Here is a 25,299-nt window from a genome sequence, read left to right on the forward strand (position 1 = left end):
GGGGAATAGCATGCGGATTTTGCATACAGGTGATTGGCATTTGGGTCGCACGTTGGAAGGGCGAAGCCGCCTGAAGGAGCAGGAGGCGTTTTTGGAAGAATTGGTGAGAATGGCTGACGACCAGCAGGCTGATTTGATTATGATGGCTGGAGATGTGTACGACTCAGTCAATCCTTCGGCCGCTGCAGAGCAATTGTTTTATGAAGCATCTGCGCGTCTTACGGCTGGAGGAAGACCGCTAGTCGTCATTGCCGGCAATCATGATCAGCCGGAAAGGGTAGCCTCGGTCACCCCGCTGGTGAGCGGGCGTGGAATTACATTGCTGGGACTGCCTCATGGGGAAGCAGTACGCGTTCGTACACCGCGAACGGGCGAAATGGCATGTATTGCAGCCTTGCCTTATCCCTCCGAGTCTCGTTTGAATGAGCTATTGTCTGAAGACGGTGATGAAACCATATTACGCGAGGCATATAGCCGCCGTGTAGGGATGCTGATGTCGCAGTTGGGTACAGCGTTTCAGCCCGATACCGTTAATTTGTCGATGAGCCATATTTATGTGCTTGGCGGGCTGGAGTCGGATTCGGAACGCCCGATTCAGGTCGGGGGAGCTTATACCGTAGATCCGTCTGCTTTGAGCATTGGAGCGCAGTATACGGCTCTGGGTCATTTGCATCGTCCCCAATATGTGAAGGGCGATGGGCTGATGCGTTATAGTGGCTCTCCGCTGGCTTATAGCTTTTCCGAAGCTGGACAAGCCAAATCGGTTTCGTTAATTGACGTGATTGCCGGCAAGCCAGCACAGGTTGAGGAATTGTATATTACCAGTGGACGCCCATTAGTGAGGTGGCGAGCACGGGGAGGTCTGGAAGAGGTATATCGCTGGCTGGATAAAGGACTGGATGCTGATGCCTTTATTGACCTGGAAATTACGCTGGATGAAGCGATGTCAATGGGAGATATTCAACGGTTGCGCAAAAGCCGTGAAGGCATCATTCATATTCGCCCCGTGTACCCAGAAATGGCTGCGGCACAGTTGGAACAGCAACGTTCAGAACTGCCGGTTCATGAGCTGTTCCGGGCGTTTTACCAACGACAGACGGGCGGAGCACAGCCGGATGACGGATTAGTACAGTTGTTTCTGGAATTGGTAGAACAGGATGATGCAAGAGACCAAGCTGAGGAGGATGAGGTATGAAGCCGATCCTTCTGAAACTGGCAGGATTGCAAAGCTACCGGGAGTCGCAAGAAATTCGCTTTGACGATTTGACTAAAACGGGACTGTTCGGAATTTTTGGTCCAACGGGTAGTGGTAAATCAACGTTGCTGGATGCCATTACGTTGGCTATGTACGGTAAAGTGGAGCGGGCGGTGAATGGTACACAAGGCATTATGAATCATGCCGAGGATACGTTGTCTGTAGCATTTACGTTTGAATTAATGTCAGCTCAAGGACCTCGCCGTTACCGTGTAGAACGACGTTTCAAACGTGCAGGAGGCGTATCGGTTAATAATACGCTTAGCCGTTTTATTGCGTATACAGAAGACGGCGAGGAAGTGCTTGCCGACAAGGTACAGGATGTGACACGCTGTGTGGAGGAGTATATCGGCCTGAAAATGGACGATTTTACGCGCGCTGTCGTATTACCGCAGGGGAAGTTTGCGGAGTTTTTATCCTTAAAGGGCAGTGAACGCAGACAGATGCTGCAGCGTTTGTTCCATCTGGAGAAGTACGGAGATCAACTTGCACAGAAGCTGAGCCGCCGTGTGAAGGACAACGACATCGCCCTGAAATCGTTGGAAGCGGAGCAGCAAGGGCTGGGAGATGCGAGTGCTGAAGCGCTTGAGCTTGTAAAACTGCGTTTTAAAGAAGCGATTGACCATGCAGAGGCTTCGCGCCGCGAGCTAGAGCGTGTTTCACGGGAGGCGGAGGCGCTGAACAAAACACGGGAACTGGTCATTGAGCTTCGCCAAAGAGTGAACGAACTGGAGGAGATGGCAAGACAGGAACCAGGCATTGCTTTGCTGGAGCGCAAGCTGCGGCAAGCATCTGCAGCGGAGGCGTTGCTACCTGCACTGACGGATTGGAAAGAAGCCGTTGCCGAAGCAGAAAAACGACAGAAGAATGCTGAACAAATGGCAGTCCTAGCTGCCTCCGCAGCGGAGGCGGCGCTTGTATCTGTGCAAGCAGATGAGCAGGCTCGGCAAGCACTTAGTGCGGAAGAACCAAAGCTGTTGCTTCGGATCGACCAACTGGAGCAGGCACTTCAACTGGAACGTGATACGGAAGTGCTGCGGACTGAACGGGAACGTTTGGCGGTCGAGCTGGCTCATAGCGAACAAACCCTTGCTGAGCATGCCGCAGGTCTCGTAAAGGAACAAGAGTTACAGACACGAGGTTTGAAGCGGCAGCAGGAGCTTCAACAGGAGTTGAAGCAAAATGAAGTGCGGGCAGATGAGCGGCGTATGCTGCAAGAGGCTGTGCAGCGGCTGCAACAGCTGGAGACAGCGAATGAGCAATGGCGTGAAGCTGAACAGGAGTATTCCACTCAGGAGAAACGGCTTGCGCTAGCAGACGAACGTTTAAAGCTAATGGAGCAGGAGACACAGGAGACGGAGGCACGGCGTTCTATTCTTGCTGCACAAGTGGCTGAAGGCATTGAGGCGTTGCTGGCGCTGGAGGCGGAAATTACAGCCGACGTGTCGGCACTGGCTGCCGAGGAGGAGCAGCTGCGTCACGAGCTCCGTGCCGAGGAGCTCGGACGTCTCGCGCAGCACCTCGCTGCCGAGCTGCGTGAAGGAGAACCATGCGCAGTGTGTGGTTCTCTACATCACCCCGCGCCTGCCACTGTTGCGGCCCATGGCGCGGATTCCTCCGCGCCGGATGAGCTGCATCGCCTGCGGCTCAGCCTACAGGAGCTGCGTCTCACGCTGCGCCAGCAGTTGCACGAGCAGCGTAGCCTGCTTGCGCAGCCCGCCGCCGCAGACAGCGGCGCTGCCGCCACAGGCGAGCCTTTTACGCCTGCGGCTGCTATGCCTCGCGGTGTCGCCGTATGGGCGGAGCGCTGTACAGCGCTGGAGCGTGCTGCCGCTGAGCTGGCAGCTCGTGCGCATACGCTGCCTGCCGAGGCACAGGCACTGCGTGAGGCGGACGCCGCCGGACAGCAGCGGCGTATCCGTGCAGCCGCCGAGCAGGAGGCGGCGGTTGCAGCACTGGCGCAGGCGCGCAGCAAGCGTGAGGTATGCACCACACGCAGCGAAGGGCTGCGCGCCAAATGGGCGGCGCAGCTGCCGGATGTCGGCCCGGACCAAGCTGCGGAGCGTTGTCGCGCTATGCAGGAGCGCGACCGGCGTGCGGAAGAGTTGCGATCCCGGCTAGAGACAAGCGTGACCTTCCTCGAAGAAAAGGCAGCGCGTGTACATCAGATACAGCAAAGCATCATCGAGGAAGACAAAATTATTATTGCCCGTCGTACAGGGCTCCAAAGTAAAGATGATTTGCTGCGTGAAAAGCTAGAACAGCTACGGAAGTGGGTTGGAGAAGGCCAAGCAGCCTCATTGCTGGAAGAAGCGACCTCACGCTTGTTGGGACTGAAAAACGGAGCCGAAGCCGCTGCACGTCGCCGTACCGAAGCGGAAGAACGTAAGCAGCAGGCCGTTCATGCTTCACTGATAGCGCGGCAGGCCTCCGACTCGGCAGAAGAAAGACGGCAGACGGCAGAATCCCGTTGGGGTATCCGTCTGGAAGCTTCCTCTTTTGCTACGGAAGCAGAGGTCATGGAATGCTGCTTGGGACCGGAAGAAGCTGCACGTTATGAGCGTGAAGTGAGTTTGCACCGAGAACGGGAGAAGGAGCTGTCTTCCCGCTTAAAGCATGTCGAAGAGCAGTTGAATGGAGCAACAGTAACAGAGGAACAGTGGGAAACGACCACTGCGAGGCTGCGTGATTGCCGTGCACGCGACGAAGAGGCGCTTCAGAATCGCGCCAAGGCTGAGCGTGATTTAGAGGACTTGCAGCGTCGGCACGTCCGCTGGATGGAGCTGGAGTCCAATCGTTTGCATCTGCGTAGTGAGGCGGAAAAAATGTCCAAGCTCCAGTCTGTTTTTCGAGGTAATGCCTTCGTTGAATATATTGCCGAAGAGCAGCTCATGCAGGTCAGCCAATCTGCTTCACGCCGCCTGCGTTTTCTGACTAAGCAGCGCTATGCGCTAGAAGTAGATTCCAGCGGTGGTTTTGTTATTAGTGATGATGCCAACGGTGGAGTCAAACGTCCGGTATCGACCTTGTCCGGCGGCGAAACGTTCCTGACCTCTTTGTCGCTTGCGCTTGCGCTGTCAGCTCAAATTCAATTGCGAGGCCAATACCCTCTTCAATTTTTCTTTCTGGATGAAGGCTTTGGAACGTTGGACCCTGAACTGCTTGACACAGTGATTACCTCGCTAGAAAAGCTGCATCACGATCAATTATCTGTTGGTGTGATTAGTCATGTGCCTGAATTGCGGGCCCGGCTCCCACGCAAGCTAGTTGTTCTTCCCGCAGAGCAGGCTGGTGGAGGCTCTCGTGTGGTTATGGAAACATTTTGAAGCAATGTGATACGGATCACAGATACAGTTTCAAACTGTTGTTATAATACAGCTAAGCCGACAAGTTAATCATACAGCACCCCGGCGGACGTATGCTGCGGAAGAAATCTTCCCGTCATACGTCCGTTCAGAGGGGCTCTGCCAAGAGCTCCCGGGGTGCTTCTTTTTTTTGTAAGCCGGAATTCGCCCAATTTGATGTAGCACATAGCCCGTTTTTGAATAACATACGGTATACATGCAAGAGCCTAGGAGGAAACAACCATGGAAAAAAGCATGACAACCGAAAATGTTACAGCATCGCAACAGATGAATGCTAAAACACTATGTCAACAGCATATGCATCGTTATGTATGCGTATGGGTAAAGGACGGGACAATGTATGACGGAATTGTAGAGCATGTGGATGATGAAAAGATATACTTAGCTGTTCCTATGGGTGGAGAAGAAATGGAGAATGTTAATCTCCCCTATCCGCCTAACAATTGTGGATGCGGCTCTCGTGCTTATGGCGGCTATGCATCTTATCCTCCATACCCTCCGTATCCTTATCCGTACCCTTACCCGGTCCCAGTACCCGCCTATGCGTACGGATTCCCATATGGACGTCGCCGCTTTAATCGTTTGATTCTGCCGCTTGCTGCGTTGACAGCGATTAGCTTACTGCCTTACTACTAATCCGATCTCCTTCGTTGCCTAACCATCGTATACTCTCTCCCGCCTACAGCTCTTGTACAGTACAAGTGGCTAGATAGGCGTATCCATACATCATCACTAAGTAAGGCTGTTTCTTCCAGTATGAAGAAACAGCCTCTTTTTCACATCTACCGTCTCAATATGCAAATGAGCTATAAGGTTACAGCCTTTGGCGAGGTTACAATGATTTATGGATGACAACTGTATGGGTACAGTTTAATGAAAAGAGGTATCCTGTTTATCTATAAACCATGTTAACATCAAGCATGTACAGAAACATAAGAAGGAATAAGCATGTAAAAGGATGTACAGAACAGACAGGAGGATATCGTGAAAAAATATGTTTCAATTTTATTAGATATAGAGCTTAAAATTCGCGAGGGACAATATAGATCTGGTTACAAGCTACCATCGGTCCGTGATGCTTCGGAGCTATACAAGTGCAGCAAAAGTACAATTCTGCGAGCTTATGCTGAACTTGAAAGGAAGCATGCCATTTATTCCATACCGCAAAGCGGATACTATGTAGTGGAAAATCCCAGCGACGTACACCATAGCGATATTTCAGACTGCGTTGATTTTGCTTCAGCATCCCCGGATTTAAATGTTTTTCCCTATCTGGATTTTCAGCATTGTCTAAATCAGGCTATTGATACCTACAAATATCATCTGTTCACTTACGGGGATTCGCAAGGATTGGAAACATTACGACATACGCTCGTCTCCCATTTGGCTGATACTCAGGTATTTGCAAAAACAGATCGGATTATCGTTACTTCAGGTGTTCAACAGGCATTAGAGATACTCGCAAAAATGTCGTTTCCCAATGGCAAAGAAAAGATTTTGGTCGAGCAGCCCAGCTACGATATTTATTTGCGTTTTTTGGAGGAAGAGAGCATACCCGTCAATACGATTGCACGGACAGCGGAAGGTCTGGATTTTCATGAGTTGGAGAATCAATTTAAGCAGGAGAACATCAAATTTTTTTATACGATGTCAAGGTATCATAATCCTCTAGGTATCTCATATAACATGGGGGAACGAAAAACGATAGCTGCCTTGGCCGCCAAATATGATGTGTACATCGTAGAAGATGACTATATGGCTGATTTGGGAGTTGATCATCTTGTTGATCCCATTTATGCATACGATCAGACAGAGCATACTATTTACTTGAAAAGCTTCTCCAAAATCATTTTCCCTGGCTTGCGATTAGGGGTTGCGGTACTGCCAGAAAGCCTATTAAGGACGTTCAGTAGCTATAAAAGATATGTTGACACATCGATTTTGTCTCAGGCAGCACTTGATATCTATATTAAAAATGGAATGTATGAACGCCATAAACACACGATATCCAAACTATATTCGGAGCGCGTTCGTATTTTGAACAAGGCGGTGGAGCGATACAATCAGACCGGGTACATCCAAACTCCAGCTGCAACCTCAGGCGTTTATACGCAGTTTAAGCTGCCGAGGACGGTGAATTTGGAACGTTTGGTACACAGCCTTAACGTCAGAAACATCAAGGTTGTAGCTGGCAAAGGCTTTTATTTATCAAGCTACAGGGAACAAGAAAAATTTTTGCGCATAAGTATCTCGCGTGCACAGCCAGACCAAATTGATCAAGGGGTTAAATCTATAATAGAGGAAGTTAGTAAGGGAAACTGGTATTAAGCCCCATTTTCCGTTATGATACATATAGAAACACAGGCATAACCAATTATGATTGGTTATGCCTGTGTTTGGTGTGGAAAATACATAACTTTGAATGCCGACAGCAAGGACTGCTTGTGTATAATTGCTGATGATCGGCTCACTGCCAAAGGAGGGTTTTGAATGGACGATCTGTTTTTGAAAATTGTAGATGGAAGTATCCCCAGCAAAAAGGTGTTGGAAACCGACAATGTGCTCGCATTTCATGACATCCAGCCTGCGGCGCCAGTACACGTGCTCATTATTCCAAAAAAATACATTCCTTCAATGAATGCTGTAACAGAGGAGGATCTTCCTCTTATCGCGGAGATCCATCGTGTTGCGGTTGAGGTTGCGAAAAAGTTAGGGATTGCTGAGTCTGGTTATCGGTTGATTAACAACTGTGGCCCGGATAGTGGACAAGCGGTAGGGCATCTGCATTATCACTTGCTGGGCGGCGCCAAATTAGGTGCCTTGACAGGTATTTCGGACTCGCATTCTTAAAAATGACAGAGCTAGTCTTTTCAGTAATGCGGAACTGACGGGAAAAAAGGTTCCTTCTATGTACTCATTTTTTCTTATAGGTTGACACCTGGTTTCCGTTTCACCTATAATAAAATTTGATGAACCGTGTTATTGCTCTTGGACGGTCTGGTCGGAGGGAGGGAAAACTGGTGTCTGAAACTAAAGTTCGCAAAAACGAGACAATTGATGCTGCACTTCGTCGCTTTAAACGTTCCATTGCTAAGGATGGCGTATTGGCTGAGGTGAAGAAACGCAAGCATTATGAAAAGCCAAGCGTAAAGCGCAAGAAAAAGTCCGAGGCTGCTCGTAAGAGAAAGTTCTAGGAGGATCTAAGTAATCATGAATTTGAGCGAACGATTGAACGAAGATATGAAGCAAGCAATGAAGAGTAAGGACAAGTTCAAACTCTCCACCATTCGAATGGTTCGTTCTACGATTAAAAATCTTGAAATAGATTTGAAACGGAATTTGGACGACAACGAAGTGCTTGATATTCTGAGTCGTGAGATCAAACAGCGAAAAGATGCCCTCCATGAGTTTGAAAAAGCCGGTCGTGATGAACTTGCGACAAGCACTAAAGCAGAAATAGAGATCATCGCTCAGTACCTTCCTGAACAACTTTCTGAAGAAGAAATTAAAGTTATTGTACAGCAGACCATCCAGGAAACCGGTGCTTCTTCGAAAGCCGAGATGGGGAAAGTAATGACGGCCTTGATGCCTAAGGTAAAAGGTCGTGCTGACGGTAAGCTCGTGAACCAAGCGGTTCAGCAATTTCTGCAATAAACCTGCGACAAACAGGAAAACACAACACCCTCTGTTCACAGAGGGTGTTATTTCTATACGTGTGATGCCTGCCGAAATAGAATGGTAGAAGACGTCTTTATGAAGGCGTTTTCTATGATTGTGTGAAACGTGATGCCTGTTAGGGGCGTAAAGTATTTGACAGGCGTCAGGATTAGCAATATACCCAATAATTTCACATTAAATCCTGAAAACTGTATAGTTTGTCTAACAAAGTTTGGTATGCTGTAACAAGGAGAGATCGAAAGGGGGGAAAGAAATGCATAGAGAACATCACCACTCCAGCCGCAAATTGATCTTTTTAACGTTGTGGATTATGATATCCGTTCTGTGGTTACCCTTAGTTTATTCTGGATCAGCGGCGGCTCAAACAAAGGGTGGAGCTGTGTTTGTTATACCAGTTGATCAGGAAATTGAACAGGGTCTGGGCAAATTTATGGAGCGTGGATTTGCAGAAGCAGTTGATTCTAAAGCAGGTCTGATTTTACTGGATATTAACACACCTGGCGGACGGGTAGATACAGCGGAAAAGCTGGGCAAACTGATTAAAGACAGTCCTATTCCGACCGTAGCCTATATAAAGGGTGAAGCGGCCTCAGCGGGTAGCTATATTGCGTTGAGTGCTAACAAGATTGCTATGAAACCGGGGAGTATTATCGGAGCAGCGGCGTTAGTAGACGGCAGGGGGAATGCTATTACAGACCCCAAAACGATAGCTTGGTGGAAGAGTAGCATGGCATCTGCCGCAGAAGCTGGCGGACGCAATCCTGATATCGCTAGAGGCATGGTCGACTCCAAAACGACTGTATCTATCCCGGAGATGAACTTTAATAAGGAAAATGGCCAGATCATTTCTTTAACCAGTGAGGAAGCGCTGAAATTGGGGTATGCGGATCACATTGCATCTTCGGAACAAGAAGTTATACAGTGGATGGGCTACAGTACAGATGATGTAATCCATGTGGAGCGCACATGGGCTGAAAAAGCAGCCGAGATATTGACCAATCCGATCGTGCAGACCTTGCTTTTATTTATTGGTATCGCGGGTGTAGTTATTGAGCTGCTTGTACCTGGCTTTGGTGTGCCGGGAATTTTGGGCGTACTTGGATTTGGTTTGTATTTCTTTGGTAATTATATTGCTGGCTTTGCAGGTTCGGAGACGTGGCTGTTGTTCATTATCGGTCTGGCACTGCTTATCCTTGAAATGTTCATACCAAGCTTTGGCATTCTGGGTATTTTGGGTTCCATCAGCCTTGTCGCGGGTGTAGTCCGTGCAGCATACAACATGCAGCATGCGTTTATATCTTTGGGGATTGCTTTTGCAGGGGCTGTTGCCGTGGTGGCGATCATCGCAGTTGTCTTTAAGGACCGAGGGATATGGAACCGTTTTATACTTCAGGAACGTTTAACGGCTGACCAAGGGTTTTCTTCGGTTGTGAATCGGGAAACGTTACTAGGTCAGAGGGGTGTCAGTCTGACCCCATTACGTCCAGCTGGAACGGTGCTAATCGCTGATGAGCGAGTGGATGTTGTAACGAATGGAGAGTTTATCGCCCCGGATATGCCGATTATCGTATCTAAAGTAGAAGGCGGGCGAATTGTGGTCAAGGCAGACGCAAGTGTCTAAGCAAGCTAACAACGAAGAATTAGATTAATGGAGGATGATGCGAGTGTTCGAATCGGGTATTGTCAGCATTTTGCTGATTGCCGTAGTAGCGATTATTGTATTGAGCGTGTTTTTTAGTTTCTTCCCGGTGATGCTGTGGATTTCGGCGTTGGCTTCGGGTGTTCGGATCGGTATCATTACGCTGGTAGCTATGCGGTTGCGGCGTGTCACGCCAAGCCGAATTGTCAATCCCCTCATTAAGGCTACCAAAGCTGGTCTAGGCTTGAATATCAATCAGCTGGAAAGTCATTTTCTCGCAGGGGGGAATGTTGACCGAGTGATCAATGCGTTGATTGCCGCGCAGCGGGCTAATATTCCGCTTGAATTTGAACGTGCGGCTGCGATTGATCTTGCGGGACGGGATGTTCTGCAAGCGGTCCAAATGAGCGTTAATCCGCGTGTTATTGAGACGCCTATTGTTGCTGCGGTCGCCAAGGATGGTATCGAAGTGAAAGTTAAAGCTCGTGTTACGGTGCGTGCCAACATTGATCGGCTCGTCGGCGGTGCCGGAGAAGAAACGATTATCGCTCGGGTTGGTGAAGGTATCGTAACAACGGTTGGTTCCAGTAACTCGCATAAAGACGTGCTGGAAAATCCAGATTCCATTTCGAGAACCGTGTTGTCCAAAGGTTTGGATGCAGGGACAGCATTTGAGATTCTATCGATTGATATTGCAGACGTTGATGTAGGTAAAAATATCGGTGCCTTCCTGCAAACAGAGCAGGCGGAAGCTGACAAACGTATTGCGCAGGCAAAAGCCGAAGAGCGGCGTGCGATGGCTGTAGCACAGGAACAGGAAATGAAGGCACGTGTCGTAGAAATGAGAGCACGCGTGGTGGAATCCGAATCCGAAGTGCCTCTGGCAATGGCTGAAGCGCTACGTAGCGGTAAACTTGGCGTCATGGACTATATGAATTTAAAAAATATTGAGGCAGATACGCAAATGCGTAGTTCCTTAGGCAAACCGAATGAGAACTCGGGGAATGATAACAAAAGCCGGGATTAACTAACGGGACGTAGCCTATGAATTAGGCAGTTAGGCGGTGAGTGATGAACTTTATCAGCTGGATCTTTGACCATTTGTATATCTTGATCGTGATTGGCTTTGCGCTGGTGTCCTTCTTGGGGAAAAGCATTCAAGGCGGGGATCGGAAATCTCCCCGGCGGCAAGGTATGCCTACTTTTGGTGGTGATCATGGTTCGCGCGGGTCCTCGCCCTCGCCCAGACCTTTCACAACGGAACCTGAGCAAGAGCGACGTCAGCAAGATGTTACTGGAGAATTGCAACGTCAATTTCCTAATGAGCGACGTGCGGTGATCGAAGCTCGTCGTATAGAAGAAGTAGGAGACGGGCTGGAAAAGGCAGAACGGATGGACCAAGATTCATTAGATAACGGTACGACTTTAGAGGATCGAATTCGTATTATGGAAGAAGAGCGAAGGATGGTTTTAGCCCGTCTCGATCGTATATCCAATGCGAAAGATTCGGAGGAAATTACAGATGGGCTAGAGCAAACTTCGCAAGAGAGTGGTACAGTGAATGCAACTGACCTACGCAGAGGTGTGATTTGGGCAGAGATATTAGGGCCTCCGCGTTCCAAGCGTTACATGGGTGGAGGAAGACGTTAAAATAATTGTAGATCCGTCACGGCTTTGGCTGTGGCGGATCTTTTTTTACGATGTTTTTAGCGATACATAAACATGCTGGAATAAAAAAAGACTTAACGGCAAATGCTCTAATTACCTGACAGCGAATGTGAAGATCTCATATATGCTACATTTTTCTCACATTTACTGTCATCTAAAAAGACGGCATTTTGTCTAATTTGGAATCTGATTTGTGAAAATATATTCGTGAAAAATGATCAAATGTAACAATGTGAACGAAGCTTACCAAAAGTAGTTTTCATTTTTTCTTTTTTATATATAATGTTCACAACGATAGAACTTATGAAAATTTACCCCATATTTAGCTAAAATTTGATTTATATCGAGGTGATATTACAGGGTTATACAAAAAGTAAAAATTTATGTTTAGGAGGATGGGATGGATGGGGAATAGCTTGTTCAGAAAGAAGAATATTGATCAGCTGATCGCCGCTACACGGGGAGAAAAGGCGCTTAAAAGGGAATTAGGTGCGTTCGATTTAACAATGCTTGGGATTGGAGCCATTATTGGAACGGGGATTTTTGTTTTGACAGGTACGGGAGCAGTTACGGCTGGACCGGGCTTGGTATTGTCTTTTGTGATCGCGGGGCTCGCTTGTTTATTCGCCGCACTGGCTTATGCCGAGTTTGCTTCCACTGTTCCAGTATCCGGTTCTGTTTACACTTTTACATATGCTACGATGGGAGAGCTATTGGCTTTTATAATCGGATGGGATTTAATTTTGGAATATATGTTGGCCGCCAGCGCTGTTTCTGCAGGTTGGTCGGGTTATTTTGTATCCTTTTTGAAAGGAATTGGTCTTCATATCCCGATTGAATTCACTGCTGCGCCAGGAGCTTTAAAAGACCAAACTACTTATTTTAATCTTCCAGCTTTTTTAATTTTGATGGCTATCACGTTCTTGCTTTATTTTGGGATAAAAGAATCCAAACGAATTAACAATATCATGGTTATTGTTAAAATTGTTGTCGTTTTATTGTTTATCATTGTGGCTATTAAATATGTAAAGCCAGACAACTGGACACCGTTTATGCCATTTGGGTTCAGTGGGGTGTTTGGAGCCGCAGCCCTTGTGTTTTTTGCTTTCATTGGCTTTGATGCCGTTTCATCAGCCGCTGAAGAAACCAAAAATCCAGCTCGTGATTTACCGCGTGGCATTATTTTCTCACTTGCTATTTGTACGCTTTTGTACGTGATCGTTAGCGCGATTATGACAGGTATTGTGCCGTATATGCAATTTGAAGGTATCTCCCATCCTGTGTCATTGGTTTTGCAGGTTGCCGGTCAGAACTGGGTGGCGGGTATTGTGGATATTGGAGCCATCTTGGGGATGACAACGGTCATGCTGGTAATGCTATATGGTCAAACCCGTATTATGTTTGCGATGTCACGTGACGGCTTAGTTCCTAAGGTATTGTCAAAGGTTCATTCCAAATATAAAACGCCCTATATTAACACCTTGTTTTTTGGTACTTTATCTGCATTAATGGGTGGGTTGATCCCGCTGGATGAGTTAGCAAGCTTGGTGAACATTGGAACCTTATCAGCATTTATTCTGATTTCGGTCGCTGTCATAGTGATGAGAAAAACACAACCCGATTTGCCAAGAGCTTTCCGATGTCCTGGGGTTCCATTTATTCCAATTCTGGCTATCATTTCATGTGGGGTGCTTATTCTTAATCTGAATGGTCAAACGTTTATTCGTTTTATCATTTGGCTTGTTATTGGTATTGCCGTTTACTTTTTATACTCCAGAAAAAACTCGCTTTTGAATCAGGATTCCGAAAACTAACCATTTCATACTGTGAAATTAAAAAGACAACCTTGTTTTGATATGAAAACGAGATTGTCTTTTTTTTTATGTGAATTTTAGAAATTACGGTCTTTTTTCTCTTTAATATTGCAGTTGCTACGAATTGTAAGTTTAGCCTCATAAATGCGATGACTGGATCATAAAATGTACAGTACAGATATCTGTGACGCTGGTGTAACAGCGTCCAGTGACGGTTGAGACATAGGATGAAACCGAATGGTAATAACAAGCGATTAAAAAAAGCAGCATAGCTGCCATCAAAATAATTATTTGCCGTTGGATAACAGTTATTTTGATGACAGGAAAGGAGATTTCGCCGTATGAGCCGGATGAGCCGCAAACTGCGAAAGTGGGCCAGCGAGACGTTGGAGCTTCCGCAGGACATTCTATTTGATCTGCCGCGGTTAACCCTCATCGGCAGCCGCCAGCTTTATGTAGAGAATCACCGGGGTGTGGTGGATTTCACGCCAGATCAACTCGTACTTGCACTTGCTCAAGGCAGACTAAGAGTGTCAGGCCATGATCTAATCATTACGTCTATCCTGCCAGACCAGGTAAGTGTAGAGGGACATATTACGGATATTCAAATGGAAGGAACGGAGGAAGGCTCGTGAAACATCCCGCTTTAGCAAAGCTGCGTGGCACGGTTACCCTAGCTGTCGAGGGCGAAAGTGTGGAAGCTTTCATTAATTTACTCACTGATCATCATATACCTGTTTGGAACGTGCGGCCAATGGGTACTAGACATGCAGAAATGAACCTTCTGCTGCCGCACGTCTTCCTGTTGCGTCCGCTTTTGAGAAGGACAGGCTGCAAAATGCATGTTCTCAAGCGTCAAGGACTTCCCTTCACTGCAGTACGACTCGCCAAACGTAAATTTTTTCTCGCAGGACTGGCCTTGTTCTGGATAGGCCTCCTGCTGATGTCATCGCTCATCTGGGACATTGAAGTGAAGGGGAATGATAAGCTCCCAACGGAATCTATTCTGAAAGCAGCCCGACAGGAGGGGCTTTATCCGTTTCAATGGAGCTTTCGTCTTTCCAGCCAGGACAAGCTTTCACGCGCACTCATGCAGAAGCTTCCAGAGGCATCCTGGATCGGTGTGGAAAGGCAGGGGACCTTAGTGACAATTCAGGTTGTTGAAGCTTCACAGCCTACTCCCCCGTCGCTCTACAGTCCACGTCATCTTATCAGCAAGGCGGACGCGGTGGTCACTGAAATTTTTGCCGAGCAGGGTCGTCCTGTTGTGCATAAAAATACGCGGGTCAAAAAAGGAGCTATTCTCATTTCAGGAACGCTTGGAGATGAGGAGAATCAGCAACAGGTCGTAGCCAAAGGAGAGATTAAGGGGCTTGTGTGGCATGAATATGAAATTAGTAGTCCCATGGTACGACGCAGCAGCACATATACAGGTAATAGTCACGATCGCTTGTATCTGGTGCTAGGCAACCGTGCGATACAATTGTGGGGCTATGGAAAAATACCTTATTCTACACATAAAACAACCGTTGAGCATGATCCGCTAACATGGCGTTCTTACAAACTTCCGATGGGTTGGATGAATGAAAGTGTGAGGGAGACAAAGATACAAGAGCAGAAGTTAACGGAAACAGAAGCCAAAATGTCAGGAATAGAAGGCGCACGCGCGGATATTTTAGCTAAATACGGCAAAGGAACGAAAATAATGAGCCAAAAAATTTTGCATGAGAAGAGAGAGAATGGTAAAGTTTATATGAAAGTACTTTTTGAAGTGGAACAGGATATTGCGGAAGAACTTCCGTTAGTTCATAACCAAGGAGAATGAGGCTATTTGGCAGAACAACAACGCAGCATACAAATTGCATTGAACAGTGCGGGAGAAGGTCAGGCGTTATTCGGCCCGCAGGATTCCTTTTTAAAATTGATCGAAGCAGCTATTCCAGCAAAAATAGCATCTCGTGAGGCAGAAATTAATGTTTTTGGTGATGCTCACGAAGTAGAAGTGCTCGAACAATTGTTCGATGTTTTGCTCCAGTTAATTCGTAATGGGTATATACTGACCGAAAGGGATGTCCATTATGCGATTGAGCTGGCAAAAGATCTGCGCGCTGATCAGTTGCTTGATTTGTTCAAGGGAGAAATTACGACGACGTTTCGGGGCAAACCGATTCGTGTCAAAACAATTGGACAGAAGCACTATGTAACCACGATTAAGAAACGCGATATTGTATTTGGGATTGGCCCAGCGGGTACTGGTAAAACCTATCTGGCTGTAGTGCTGGCCGTAGCTGCTCTGAAGGAAGGTTCAGTCAAGCGTATTGTACTGACTCGTCCTGCGGTGGAAGCTGGTGAGAACTTGGGCTTTTTGCCTGGAGATTTACAGGAAAAGGTTGATCCATATTTACGCCCGCTGTATGATGCCCTATACGATGTGATGGGGCCAGAACAGACGGCGAAAGCGCTAGAGCGCGGGTTGATTGAAATTGCGCCACTGGCTTATATGCGGGGTCGTACGCTGGATGACTCATTTATTATTTTGGATGAAGCCCAAAACACTACACCGGAGCAAATGAAAATGTTTTTGACTCGACTTGGCTTTGGTTCCAAAATGGTTATTACCGGCGATGTTACGCAAATTGATTTACCTCGTGGCAAAAAATCCGGTCTGATTGAAGCGAATGCGATTTTAAAAGGGATTGACGAAATAGGCTTTGTCCAGTTTGCGGAAGAGGATGTTGTTCGTCATTCCCTGGTTCAAAAAATCATCGTCGCTTATGACCGTGTTGCTGAAAATCAAGCATAAGCCCTTAAGCACGAGTATAGTGTGTATGATCAGAAAACGAATACAATGAGCAGCATAGCTGCCTTGAAAAAGATGATGGAGAGGGATTGTTTTAGATGACCTCGAAGGAATTATCTAAAGGAAAAACGTTCCAGCATAGAATGAATGGATGGAAGTATAGCGTGGCGACACGCTATCTTCTGTTTTTATTTTTGGTGGTTCTTTTTTATGTGGGTTTTGCATCCAAGCTGCTTCCCGAACGCTATGACATCCGGGTGAATCAACCGAGTGAAAAGGAAATTGTCGCTCCAATGCAGCTTCCTAACAGTAAGGCGACTTTGAAGGCCCAAGAGGAATCTGCTGAGCGCGTGCAGCCTATGTATACCATTGTACCGATCCGCAACGATAACCTGATTACCGGTATTTTGGATCGAATTGAACGGCTAAATCAGGATGATCAGGTCTCCAGAGCGGACAAGATTTCGATTTATAAGGATGAGATTCCTCAACGTGCACGGGAATTCGTGCAAAATTTTGTGAACAACAGCCGTAATGCGGATGCCTATCCAGATAAGTTGCTGGATGAGGTACTGGAAAAAACGAAAGAGCAAACGTACCGAATCCCAGAGGAGACATACATCAAAATTCCGCGACTTACATCTGAGGATATTACCGAAATGCGGCCCGTAGCCCGTGAGATTGTGACAGGGTTGATGAATGATCAAATTACGGATGCCCAGACTGCCCGAGCCAAGGTAGCTGAGCGCGTGAGTACAAGCTCGCTTACCAAACGTACCTCCCGGGAGGTTGTTCAGGAACTTGCAAGGCTTGTGATTACAGCCAACAAGTTTTATGATGATACAGCTACGAAGGACGCTAAAGTACAGGCTCGTGAAGATACACCGACAGTTTACATTAAACAGGGTGAAGTGCTCGTTAAAAAGGGTGAGATTATTACCCAGGAAATCTATACACTGCTTGATGAGAACGAGCTGCTCAAGGATAAAATCAACTATTGGCCACAATTCGGCCTGCTGATGTTGTCTATGATGCTGGCATTGGGTCTGTTTATGTATATTCGTCAATTTCAATCACGAACACGAAACTTCAAGTATAATAATGCACAGTTGCTCATGCTGGTGTTAATCTTTGTGATTACAGTGGGGGCGATGCTGTTAATTTCTATACTGCAGACTAGTGAACGATCCTATCTCGGTTATCTGGCGCCTATCGCTCTTGGAGCTATGCTTGTAACGCTGTTGCTTGACATGTCGCTGGCATTCGTATGTGCCGTTATATTCAGTATATTGGCAAGTGTTATTTTGAATGTCCGTCAGGGACAGATTTTTGATTTTAATTTTGGATTTTTTGCCCTTGTGGTCTGTCTGGCGTCGATTTTTTCCACCCACCGGGCCAGCCAGCGTTCAACGCTGTTCAAGGGAGCTATCATGGTATGCCTGTTCGGGGCTCTGGCTGTTTTTTCTCTGGCTCTGATTGACCAAGGGAACTGGACTCAAACAACGACACTCTATGGGGTAGCCTTCGCCTTTGCAGGCGGTCTGGTTACAGCGATCCTTGTTATAGGGCTAATGCCATTTTTTGAATCCACCTTTGGCATCTTGTCTGCACTGAAGCTTGTTGAATTGTCAAATCCCAATCACCCATTGCTCCGCAAGCTGCTTACCGAGACTCCTGGCACATATCATCATAGCGTAATGGTAGGTAATCTGTCGGAGGCCGCAGCGGAGGCTATAGGAGCAAATGGGTTGTTGTGCCGGGTTGGTTCGTATTATCATGACATTGGTAAAACCAAAAGGCCTTCGTACTTCATTGAAAATCAAAATGGGATGGAAAATCCGCATGATACAATAGAGCCCAAGCTGAGTAAATCCATCATTATAGCCCATGCTCGTGACGGTGTGGAAATGCAATTGGATTACAAGCTACCCAAGCCGATTCGTGATATAGCCGAACAACACCACGGAACGACATTCCTGCATTATTTTTACCACAAGGCATTGCGTGAGGCGGAAGAGCGGGGAGTGGAGCCTGACTTCACGGAGGATGATTTCCGTTATCCGGGACCGAAGGCTCAGTCGAAAGAGGCTGCTGTAGTAGGAATTGCTGATAGCGTGGAAGCAGCAGTTCGTTCCTTGCGAAAACCTACGGTGGAGCAGGTAGAATCTATGATTGAGAAAATTATTAAGAGCCGTCTTGATGATCACCAGTTTAACGCCTGTGAACTGACCATGAGGGAGCTTGATATCGTGGCCCAAACTCTCAAGGAAACAGTAATGGGGATTTTTCATTCCCGTATTGAATATCCAGAGGAAAGACCTAAGCCCGAAAGTGGAAAAGCTTAGTATTACTTGTGCATGAAGCACAGCTAAAGCATTAGAATTAAAAGGAGCGGTTGGCATGGGTCTTCAATTAGCTTGGAATAATGAACAAAACGATATGGTAATTAACGAATCGTTGATCACGCTGCTGAACACCTTATTAGAGCAGGCAGGCAAAGCGGAAGGGGTTACAGACGGTGAGGTTGCCCTTACTTTCGTGAATGATGATCAAATTCATGAGTTGAACAGGGATTATCGCGGTATTGATCGTCCCACTGATGTGTTGTCTTTTGCTATGAAGGAAACACTGGATGAAGAGCTTGAAATTATCTACGAACCGACGGAAGATAATCCATTAAATGATGTACCGGATGTTCTGGGGGATATTATTATCTCTGTACAGACAGCGCAAGCTCAAAGCGAAGAGTATGGACATTCAATTGAGCGTGAAATCGGGTTTTTGTTTGTCCACGGTTTTCTGCATCTGTTAGGTTATGATCATCAGGACGATGCAAGTGAGGCTGAAATGATGGGTAAGCAGGAAGCTGTGCTGGCTCAAGTGGGGTTGACACGGTAATGAGACGTCAGCCTTGGAGAATGACCTTTCGCTATGCCGCAGAAGGCGTGATATACGCCCTGCGTACGCAAGTAAATATGCGGATACATGTGGTTGTGGCGCTTCTTGTCATTGTAGCAGGTCTAACTCTGCGCATCTCCCGGCTCGACTGGTTATTCGTGTGCTTGGCCATTGCCATAGTCATTGTAGCCGAACTGATCAACACCGCTGTTGAAGCAGCGGTGGATCTAATCTCACCTGATATTCATCCGCTGGCCAAAGCGGCTAAAGACACCGCCGCCGGAGCCGTGCTCCTGGCAGCGGTTTTTGCTGTAATTATTGGCATATTTGTATTTTATAGACCCTTGTTGACGTTAATGAGTCAGCTGCTTTAATGAAAAATAAAATTTAGGTGCTTAATCGCGCTGGAGGAAATAAAATGGCTAAGAAACACTTTAAATCCGGCTTTGTCGCAATTGTTGGCAGACCCAATGTCGGAAAATCAACATTGATGAACCATGTCATTGGGCAGAAGATTGCCATCATGTCAGACAAGCCCCAAACGACACGGAATAAAATTCACGGCGTATATACCACAGAGGACTCACAAATTGTATTTTTGGATACACCGGGGATTCACAAGCGCCAGTCAAAGCTAGGCGATTATATGAATCAGACCGCTTTTAATACGTTGGGTGAAGTAGAGGCGGTACTTTTTCTTATTGATGCTGCTGAAGGTTTAGGCGGAGGCGACCGTTTTATTGCGGAACAGCTTAAACAAGTAAAAACACCAGTTATATTGGTATTGAATAAAATTGACCGTATAGAGCCGGAAGCGTTGTTGCCCCTAATTGAGCAGTATCGCAAGTTGTATGACTTTGCGGAAATTGTACCGATCTCGGCCAAAATGGGTAATAATGTAAATACCCTGTTGGATCAGGTTCAAAAATACTTGCCAGAAGGTCCGCAATATTACCCTGATGACCAAATTACCGACCATCCAGAGCAGTTTGTCATTGCTGAGCTGGTACGGGAAAAGATTTTGCACATGACACGTGAGGAAGTACCTCATTCTATTGCGGTTATGATTGAAGATATGAAAGTGCAGGAGAATGGTGTAGTGCATATTATGGCGGTTATTTTTGTAGAGCGTGATTCCCAAAAGGGAATCATTATCGGCAAACAGGGAGCCATGCTCAAAGAGGTAGGCAAACAAGCCCGTCAAGATATCCAAAACTTGCTAGGCTCCAAAATTTTCCTGGAACTTTGGGTTAAGGTCAAAAAAGACTGGCGTAACCAGGAACGTGTCCTTCGTGACTTGGGCTTCCATCGCGACGCCTAAAAGTAGATATCATATCTACGATCACTTTGGTTGTCAAAGGATTATACAGACTAAAATTGATATTAATCAATATGTATAGCTGTTGTAGGCATCATAAAAAAGCCGTCCGACTCTACCACTGACGTATGAATTAAATCTTTCGGTCATTCCAAGCGCCGCTCTTGTGCGGCGCTTAACTTCTCGTTATACCTACCCTTTTCTTCCAGTGATGAAATAAGGAGTGCTTTTAAAAGAGTTATTATAACTGCGTACACGTTGTAGCGGAGCGAAGGATTTGAATCTGAAGAAGCGTCAGCGTTCGCCTTTACCCCTGAATTTACTCCTTTTCTCATTGGATAAAATAAATTCAGGGGTAACAGCGATCGTAAGATCAAATCATTTGCGAAGCGGTGTCCAGACCGTACACAGTAGCCTTTTTCAACGTAATCCATTTATTTCATCGCATACTTCCCCTCTCTTCGCATCATCCTATTTTTGAGATGCAGACGTCATTTCCGAAGAAAGGATGAATACGATTGCGAGATTTTTCGTGGAAGTATTTTGCGATGACTGGAGATGTCGGTGCGTATCTGTTATATAGGGAGAGCGCCATGACAAGGGAGCAAGACACGGATGAAGGAGAGTCGGACGAGCATGAAGAAGCCCGTGAATAGTGCGAACCACTGGCTTCTTCGCGAATGTTTGGGGGAAGAAGCATGCTTTACAGGATGGAAGGAATCGTCATCCGCAGCATGGATTACGGTGAGGGGAACAAAATTATTACGCTTTGCACCGAAAGCGGAGGCAAAGTAGGTGTGCTAGTCAGAGGCGCGAAAAAATCCAAAAGCCGTCATGCCGCTTTAACGCAGCCGTTTACGTACGGTGAATTTGTTTTTTTTCGCAACACTGGCTTAGGCACGTTGAATGCCGGTGAAATTATCCAATCCCACCATACACTGCGCGAGGATATTACAAAGGCTGCTTACGCTTCCTATGCTTGTGAATTGCTCGATCGGGTATTACAGGATGAGGAAACAGGTGCATTTTGGTTTAAGCAGCTTAAAGCCTGCTTGGAGGCACTGGAGAGTGGCAAAGATCCGCTGATCGTCATGAGTATTTATGAATTTAAAATATTGCAGGCGGCCGGATATGCACCTCAGCTTGATGCTTGTATTTCAAGCGGTCAACAATGTGCTGATGAGGATATGTTTATCAGTCCGAGGTTAGGTGGGGTTTTGTGTCGGGGTTACAAGCATTTTGATCCGGCTGCGTTAAGTGTTGCTCCGCGTACATTGAAGTTGCTGCGCTTGTTCGCCCAAATAGATTTGAATCGACTCGGCAATATCGACGTGAAGGACTCCACCAAGCTGGAGATCAAACATGTCATGCGTCAGTTCATGGATATGCAGTTGGAGGTCAAGCTGAAATCCCGTAATTTCCTGGATCAGCTTGACAAGTACGACATGTGAAATGTGGTGTTCTCTTGACTGTATCACTGAAAACGTGTAATATCCTACTATATATCTCCTTTGGGAGCAGATGCATTGAACGAGAAAGTAACGAGACGTATTCTCTGTAGTTAGCGAGTTGGGGATGGTGTAAGCCCGGCGGGAATTGTTCGTGAACATGGCACTCGGGAGCGTCTGAATGGACACGGAAAAGAGGATTACGATCTGACTGGTGATGTAGGGTCGCAATCAAGTAGGGTGGAACCGCGGGAGTTAGCTCTCGTCCCTACGTCTGTACAGGCGTAGAGGCGGGGGCTTTTTGCTGTCTCTAGCAAGGCTTATGGAATAAATTAGCCCTGTACATATGAGTTTAAGGATTAGAAATCACCAACATTTTAGGGAATTGGAAAGGAAGCGTGTGCCCATGAATTTTCAGCAGATGATTTTAACGCTGCAACAATTTTGGTCTGAACACAACTGTATTATTGTACAGCCTTATGATACGGAAAAAGGGGCAGGCACGATGAACCCGATGACGTATTTACGTTCAATTGGACCTGAGCCGTGGAACGTAGCTTACGTTGAGCCTTCTCGCCGTCCGTCTGACGGACGTTATGGTGAGAACCCGAATCGCCTGTATCAGCATCATCAGTTTCAAGTGGTTTTGAAGCCTTCACCTGATAACATTCAGGAGTTGTATCTGGAGAGTTTGAGCCGTTTGGGCATTAACCCACTGGAGCATGATATTCGTTTTGTTGAAGACAACTGGGAAGCTCCGACGCTGGGAGCCTGGGGATTAGGTTGGGAAGTATGGCTGGACGGTATGGAAATTACCCAATTCACGTACTTCCAGCAAGTGGGCGGTATTGATGCCAGTCCGGTTGCGGTTGAAATTACGTACGGTATGGAGCGTCTTGCTTCCTACATCCAGGACAAAGAAAATGTGTTTGATTTGGAATGGGTTAATGGAATCTCGTACGGTGATGTTTTCCACCAACCAGAATTTGAGCATTCCAAATATACGTTCGAAGTATCTGATGTCAAAATGCTATTTACTCTTTTTAACATGTATGAAGAAGAGGCGAATAAAGCGATGGCGCAGCATCTTGTATTTCCAGCCTATGATTATGTGCTGAAATGCTCTCACACGTTCAACTTGCTGGACGCTCGCGGAGCCATCAGTGTAACGGAACGGACAGGTTTTATTATACGAGTGCGTAATTTGGCGCGCCAGGTCGCTGCGACCTATCTGGAGGAGCGCGAGAAGCTGGGCTTCCCGCTGTTGAAGAAAGGAGGTGCGGCAAATGTCTAAGGATCTATTGTTTGAGATCGGGCTGGAAGAAGTGCCTGCACGTTTTATCCCAAATGCGATTCAGCAGTTGAAGGAACGTATGACGGCGTGGCTGGACAGCTCGCGTATTGCTTACAGTGCTGTAGAGGCTTATGCTACACCTCGTCGTTTGGCGGTACTTGTTAAGGAAGTAGCGGAGAAGCAGGAAGATATTAACGAAGAAGTTAAAGGACCTTCCCGCAAAATCGCACTTGATGAAGCCGGTAACTGGAGTAAGGCTGCTCTAGGCTTTGCCCGTAGCCAAGGTGTTGATCCTGAACAGTTCACGTTCAAAGAACTTGGAGGCGTGGAATATATTTACGCGACCAAGAGCAGCATAGGTGTACCAACGGCAGATGTGCTGTCCGAAGGGTTACTACACATTTTACATGCCATGACATTCCCTAAATTTATGCGCTGGGCAAGTTATGATTTTAAATTTGTTCGTCCAATCCGCTGGTTGGTAGCCTTGTTTGGTAGCGATATTGTTAATTTGGAGATTGCTGGCGTACAGTCAGGGAATGTGACAAGAGGACATCGCTTCCTTGGACAGGAGGCCGTTGTAGAAAGTCCAGCGGACTATGTTGAAGTACTTCGCAAGCAGCATGTCATTGTCGACATTGAAGAACGTCAGTCGCTTATTGTGAAGCAGATTGAAGCACTTGCAGCCGAAAAAGATTGGACGATTGCGGTCAAGGATGATTTGCTGGAAGAAGTGCTGTATTTGGTGGAAACTCCAACAGTACTGTTCGGTGGCTTTGACCCTGCGTTCTTGAACATTCCGAAGGATGTACTGATTACTTCCATGCGTGAACACCAACGCTATTTCCCAGTGCTGGATCGCACAGGAAAGCTGCTGCCATACTTTGTTACGGTACGTAATGGTGGCAGTCAATCGCTGGAAGTCATTGCAAAAGGAAACGAAAAAGTATTGCGCGCGCGGTTGTCTGATGCCAAATTCTTCTATGAAGAAGATCAGAAGCTGGAAATTAAGGATGCCCTCTCCAAGCTGGAAAGTATCGTTTTCCACGAAGAACTGGGAACAGTTGGAGACAAAGTGCGTCGAATTCGCCGCATTGCTGATGCTCTGGCAGAGAAGCTACGTGTTTCCCCAGATACACAGGAATCGGTTAGCCGAGCAGCAGATATTTGTAAATTTGACCTTGTAACACAAATGGTCTATGAGTTTCCGGAATTGCAAGGGGTTATGGGCGAGGATTATGCCCGTAAGGCTGGAGAGAAGGAAGAAGTGGCAAGAGCGGTGTTTGAGCATTACCAGCCGCGATTCGCAGGAGAAACGGTTCCTTCAACGAACGCTGGAGCGATTGTAAGTATCGCAGACAAGATAGATACCATTACAGGCTGCTTCTCCATCGGTATTATTCCGACAGGTTCACAGGACCCTTACGCGCTTCGTCGCCAGGCAGCAGGTATCGTGCAGATCCTGTTGGATCGTAAGCTTTCGGCTACGTTGTCTGATGTGTTCAATATCGCGCTTGATGTGCACAGCAACTTTGGAAATATGAAACGTTCCGCAGATGAAATACGTAAAGAATTACATGAGTTTTTCGGATTACGCGTGAAGAAACTATTGTCCGAGACACTTCGTTATGACGTTGTAGATGCTGTGCTTTCAGCTGGATATGACGATGTTGCTTCTGTGGTTAACCGCGGGGCTGCATTAATGACTGCTGTACAAACGGGTGATGTCTTCAAGGCAACAGTTGAGTCTTTTAATCGCGTAGGTAATTTGGCTGCTAAAGCAGTTCACAAGTCAGTGAATACGGGTGAATTTACGGAACAGGGCGAGAAAAACCTATACGAAGCATGGTATGGCGCCTATGAGTCTTATTGTACAGCCTTACAGGAAGGTGATGCGACACAAGCATTGGCGCTTGCTTCATCCATTACTCCTGCGGTGACGGCGTTCTTTGACTCCGTTATGGTTATGGCTGAGGATGATGCTGTACGTAATAATCGTTTGGCATTGCTGGCTGCTATTGACTCAGAATTGAAGCGTTTTGCTGATTTTTCCAAGCTTGTAGTTTAAACGTCGGTTGTGGTAGTATGAACAACTTGAAAAAATGGGTATAAATATACGGAA

22 protein-coding genes are annotated in these 25,299 nt (G+C 46.7%); all 22 read left to right on the top strand.

What is annotated here, in order from left to right; all coding sequences use genetic code 11:
• Positions 1 to 10 precede the first annotated feature (10 nt).
• The 22 genes from BN1546_RS20395 (at position 11) to glyS (ending at position 25,245) form a co-directional block, all read left to right on the top strand.
• Positions 11 to 1,195, top strand: a complete 1,185-nt coding sequence (locus tag BN1546_RS20395; RefSeq protein WP_090738721.1) for an exonuclease SbcCD subunit D — start codon at positions 11 to 13, stop codon at positions 1,193 to 1,195.
• Positions 1,192 to 4,581, top strand: coding sequence for an AAA family ATPase (locus BN1546_RS20400; RefSeq protein ID WP_090738722.1), 3,390 nt, complete (start codon positions 1,192 to 1,194; stop codon positions 4,579 to 4,581). The genes BN1546_RS20395 and BN1546_RS20400 overlap by 4 nt, the downstream gene beginning before the upstream one ends.
• Positions 4,582 to 4,842: 261 nt before the next feature.
• Positions 4,843 to 5,256 (top strand): hypothetical protein, encoded by a 414-nt coding sequence (locus BN1546_RS20405; RefSeq protein ID WP_058829899.1) that lies wholly within the window; start codon positions 4,843 to 4,845, stop codon positions 5,254 to 5,256.
• Between the two features lie 348 nt (positions 5,257 to 5,604).
• Positions 5,605 to 6,948, top strand: coding sequence for an aminotransferase-like domain-containing protein (locus BN1546_RS20410; RefSeq protein WP_090738723.1), 1,344 nt, complete (start codon positions 5,605 to 5,607; stop codon positions 6,946 to 6,948).
• Positions 6,949 to 7,110: 162 nt separating this feature from the next.
• Positions 7,111 to 7,470 (top strand): histidine triad nucleotide-binding protein, encoded by a 360-nt coding sequence (locus BN1546_RS20415; RefSeq protein ID WP_013372152.1) that lies wholly within the window; start codon positions 7,111 to 7,113, stop codon positions 7,468 to 7,470.
• Positions 7,471 to 7,640: 170 nt separating this feature from the next.
• Positions 7,641 to 7,814: a 30S ribosomal protein S21 gene (gene rpsU / locus BN1546_RS20420; RefSeq protein WP_005547957.1), complete on the top strand. Its 174-nt coding sequence runs from the start codon at positions 7,641 to 7,643 to the stop codon at positions 7,812 to 7,814.
• 16 nt (positions 7,815 to 7,830) lie between these two features.
• Positions 7,831 to 8,274, top strand: coding sequence for a GatB/YqeY domain-containing protein (locus tag BN1546_RS20425; RefSeq protein WP_013372151.1), 444 nt, complete (start codon positions 7,831 to 7,833; stop codon positions 8,272 to 8,274).
• Positions 8,275 to 8,551: 277 nt separating this feature from the next.
• Complete coding sequence (locus BN1546_RS20430; RefSeq protein WP_058829897.1) at positions 8,552 to 9,919, top strand: NfeD family protein; 1,368 nt, start codon at positions 8,552 to 8,554, stop codon at positions 9,917 to 9,919.
• A gap of 43 nt (positions 9,920 to 9,962) precedes the next feature.
• Entirely contained in the window at positions 9,963 to 10,964 is a 1,002-nt protein-coding gene (floA, locus tag BN1546_RS20435; RefSeq protein ID WP_016324559.1) for a flotillin-like protein FloA, read from the top strand.
• A gap of 44 nt (positions 10,965 to 11,008) precedes the next feature.
• Positions 11,009 to 11,587: a hypothetical protein gene (locus tag BN1546_RS20440; RefSeq protein ID WP_058829896.1), complete on the top strand. Its 579-nt coding sequence runs from the start codon at positions 11,009 to 11,011 to the stop codon at positions 11,585 to 11,587.
• Positions 11,588 to 12,009: 422 nt separating this feature from the next.
• The gene (locus tag BN1546_RS20445) at positions 12,010 to 13,419 is read left to right on the top strand and encodes an amino acid permease (protein ID WP_058829895.1); all 1,410 of its coding nucleotides are present in this window, start codon (positions 12,010 to 12,012) and stop codon (positions 13,417 to 13,419) included.
• 341 nt (positions 13,420 to 13,760) lie between these two features.
• Positions 13,761 to 14,054, top strand: coding sequence for a sporulation protein YqfC (gene yqfC / locus BN1546_RS20450; RefSeq protein ID WP_013372145.1), 294 nt, complete (start codon positions 13,761 to 13,763; stop codon positions 14,052 to 14,054).
• Entirely contained in the window at positions 14,051 to 15,244 is a 1,194-nt protein-coding gene (yqfD, locus tag BN1546_RS20455) for a sporulation protein YqfD (RefSeq protein ID WP_090738724.1), read from the top strand. The genes yqfC and yqfD overlap by 4 nt, the downstream gene beginning before the upstream one ends.
• A gap of 6 nt (positions 15,245 to 15,250) precedes the next feature.
• A complete protein-coding gene (locus BN1546_RS20460) occupies positions 15,251 to 16,222 on the top strand; it encodes a PhoH family protein (RefSeq protein WP_013372143.1) in 972 nt (323 codons plus the stop codon).
• 95 nt (positions 16,223 to 16,317) lie between these two features.
• On the top strand, positions 16,318 to 18,564 hold the full coding sequence (locus tag BN1546_RS20465; protein WP_090738725.1) for an HD family phosphohydrolase: 2,247 nt from the start codon (positions 16,318 to 16,320) through the stop codon (positions 18,562 to 18,564).
• Between the two features lie 55 nt (positions 18,565 to 18,619).
• Positions 18,620 to 19,117 (top strand): rRNA maturation RNase YbeY, encoded by a 498-nt coding sequence (gene ybeY, locus BN1546_RS20470; RefSeq protein WP_013372141.1) that lies wholly within the window; start codon positions 18,620 to 18,622, stop codon positions 19,115 to 19,117.
• Positions 19,117 to 19,491: a diacylglycerol kinase family protein gene (locus BN1546_RS20475; protein ID WP_016324558.1), complete on the top strand. Its 375-nt coding sequence runs from the start codon at positions 19,117 to 19,119 to the stop codon at positions 19,489 to 19,491. Before ybeY ends, BN1546_RS20475 begins: the two co-directional genes overlap by 1 nt.
• Positions 19,492 to 19,535: 44 nt before the next feature.
• Positions 19,536 to 20,438 (top strand): GTPase Era, encoded by a 903-nt coding sequence (era, locus tag BN1546_RS20480; protein ID WP_090738726.1) that lies wholly within the window; start codon positions 19,536 to 19,538, stop codon positions 20,436 to 20,438.
• Between the two features lie 515 nt (positions 20,439 to 20,953).
• Complete coding sequence (locus tag BN1546_RS20485) at positions 20,954 to 21,091, top strand: YqzL family protein (RefSeq protein ID WP_080658633.1); 138 nt, start codon at positions 20,954 to 20,956, stop codon at positions 21,089 to 21,091.
• Positions 21,092 to 21,133: 42 nt separating this feature from the next.
• Positions 21,134 to 21,886 (top strand): DNA repair protein RecO, encoded by a 753-nt coding sequence (recO, locus tag BN1546_RS20490; RefSeq protein ID WP_016324557.1) that lies wholly within the window; start codon positions 21,134 to 21,136, stop codon positions 21,884 to 21,886.
• A 403-nt stretch (positions 21,887 to 22,289) separates the two neighbouring features.
• Positions 22,290 to 23,177, top strand: a complete 888-nt coding sequence (glyQ, locus tag BN1546_RS20495; RefSeq protein ID WP_013372135.1) for a glycine--tRNA ligase subunit alpha — start codon at positions 22,290 to 22,292, stop codon at positions 23,175 to 23,177.
• Positions 23,170 to 25,245 carry a glycine--tRNA ligase subunit beta gene (gene glyS, locus BN1546_RS20500; protein ID WP_025679643.1) on the top strand — a complete coding sequence of 692 codons (2,076 nt, stop codon included), beginning with the start codon at positions 23,170 to 23,172 and terminating at the stop codon, positions 25,243 to 25,245. The genes glyQ and glyS overlap by 8 nt, the downstream gene beginning before the upstream one ends.
• The last annotated feature ends 54 nt before the right edge of the window (positions 25,246 to 25,299 follow it).

It is taken from the genome of Paenibacillus sp. Mc5Re-14 (genome assembly GCF_001049835.1).
GTDB lineage: Bacteria > Bacillota > Bacilli > Paenibacillales > Paenibacillaceae > Paenibacillus > Paenibacillus polymyxa_C.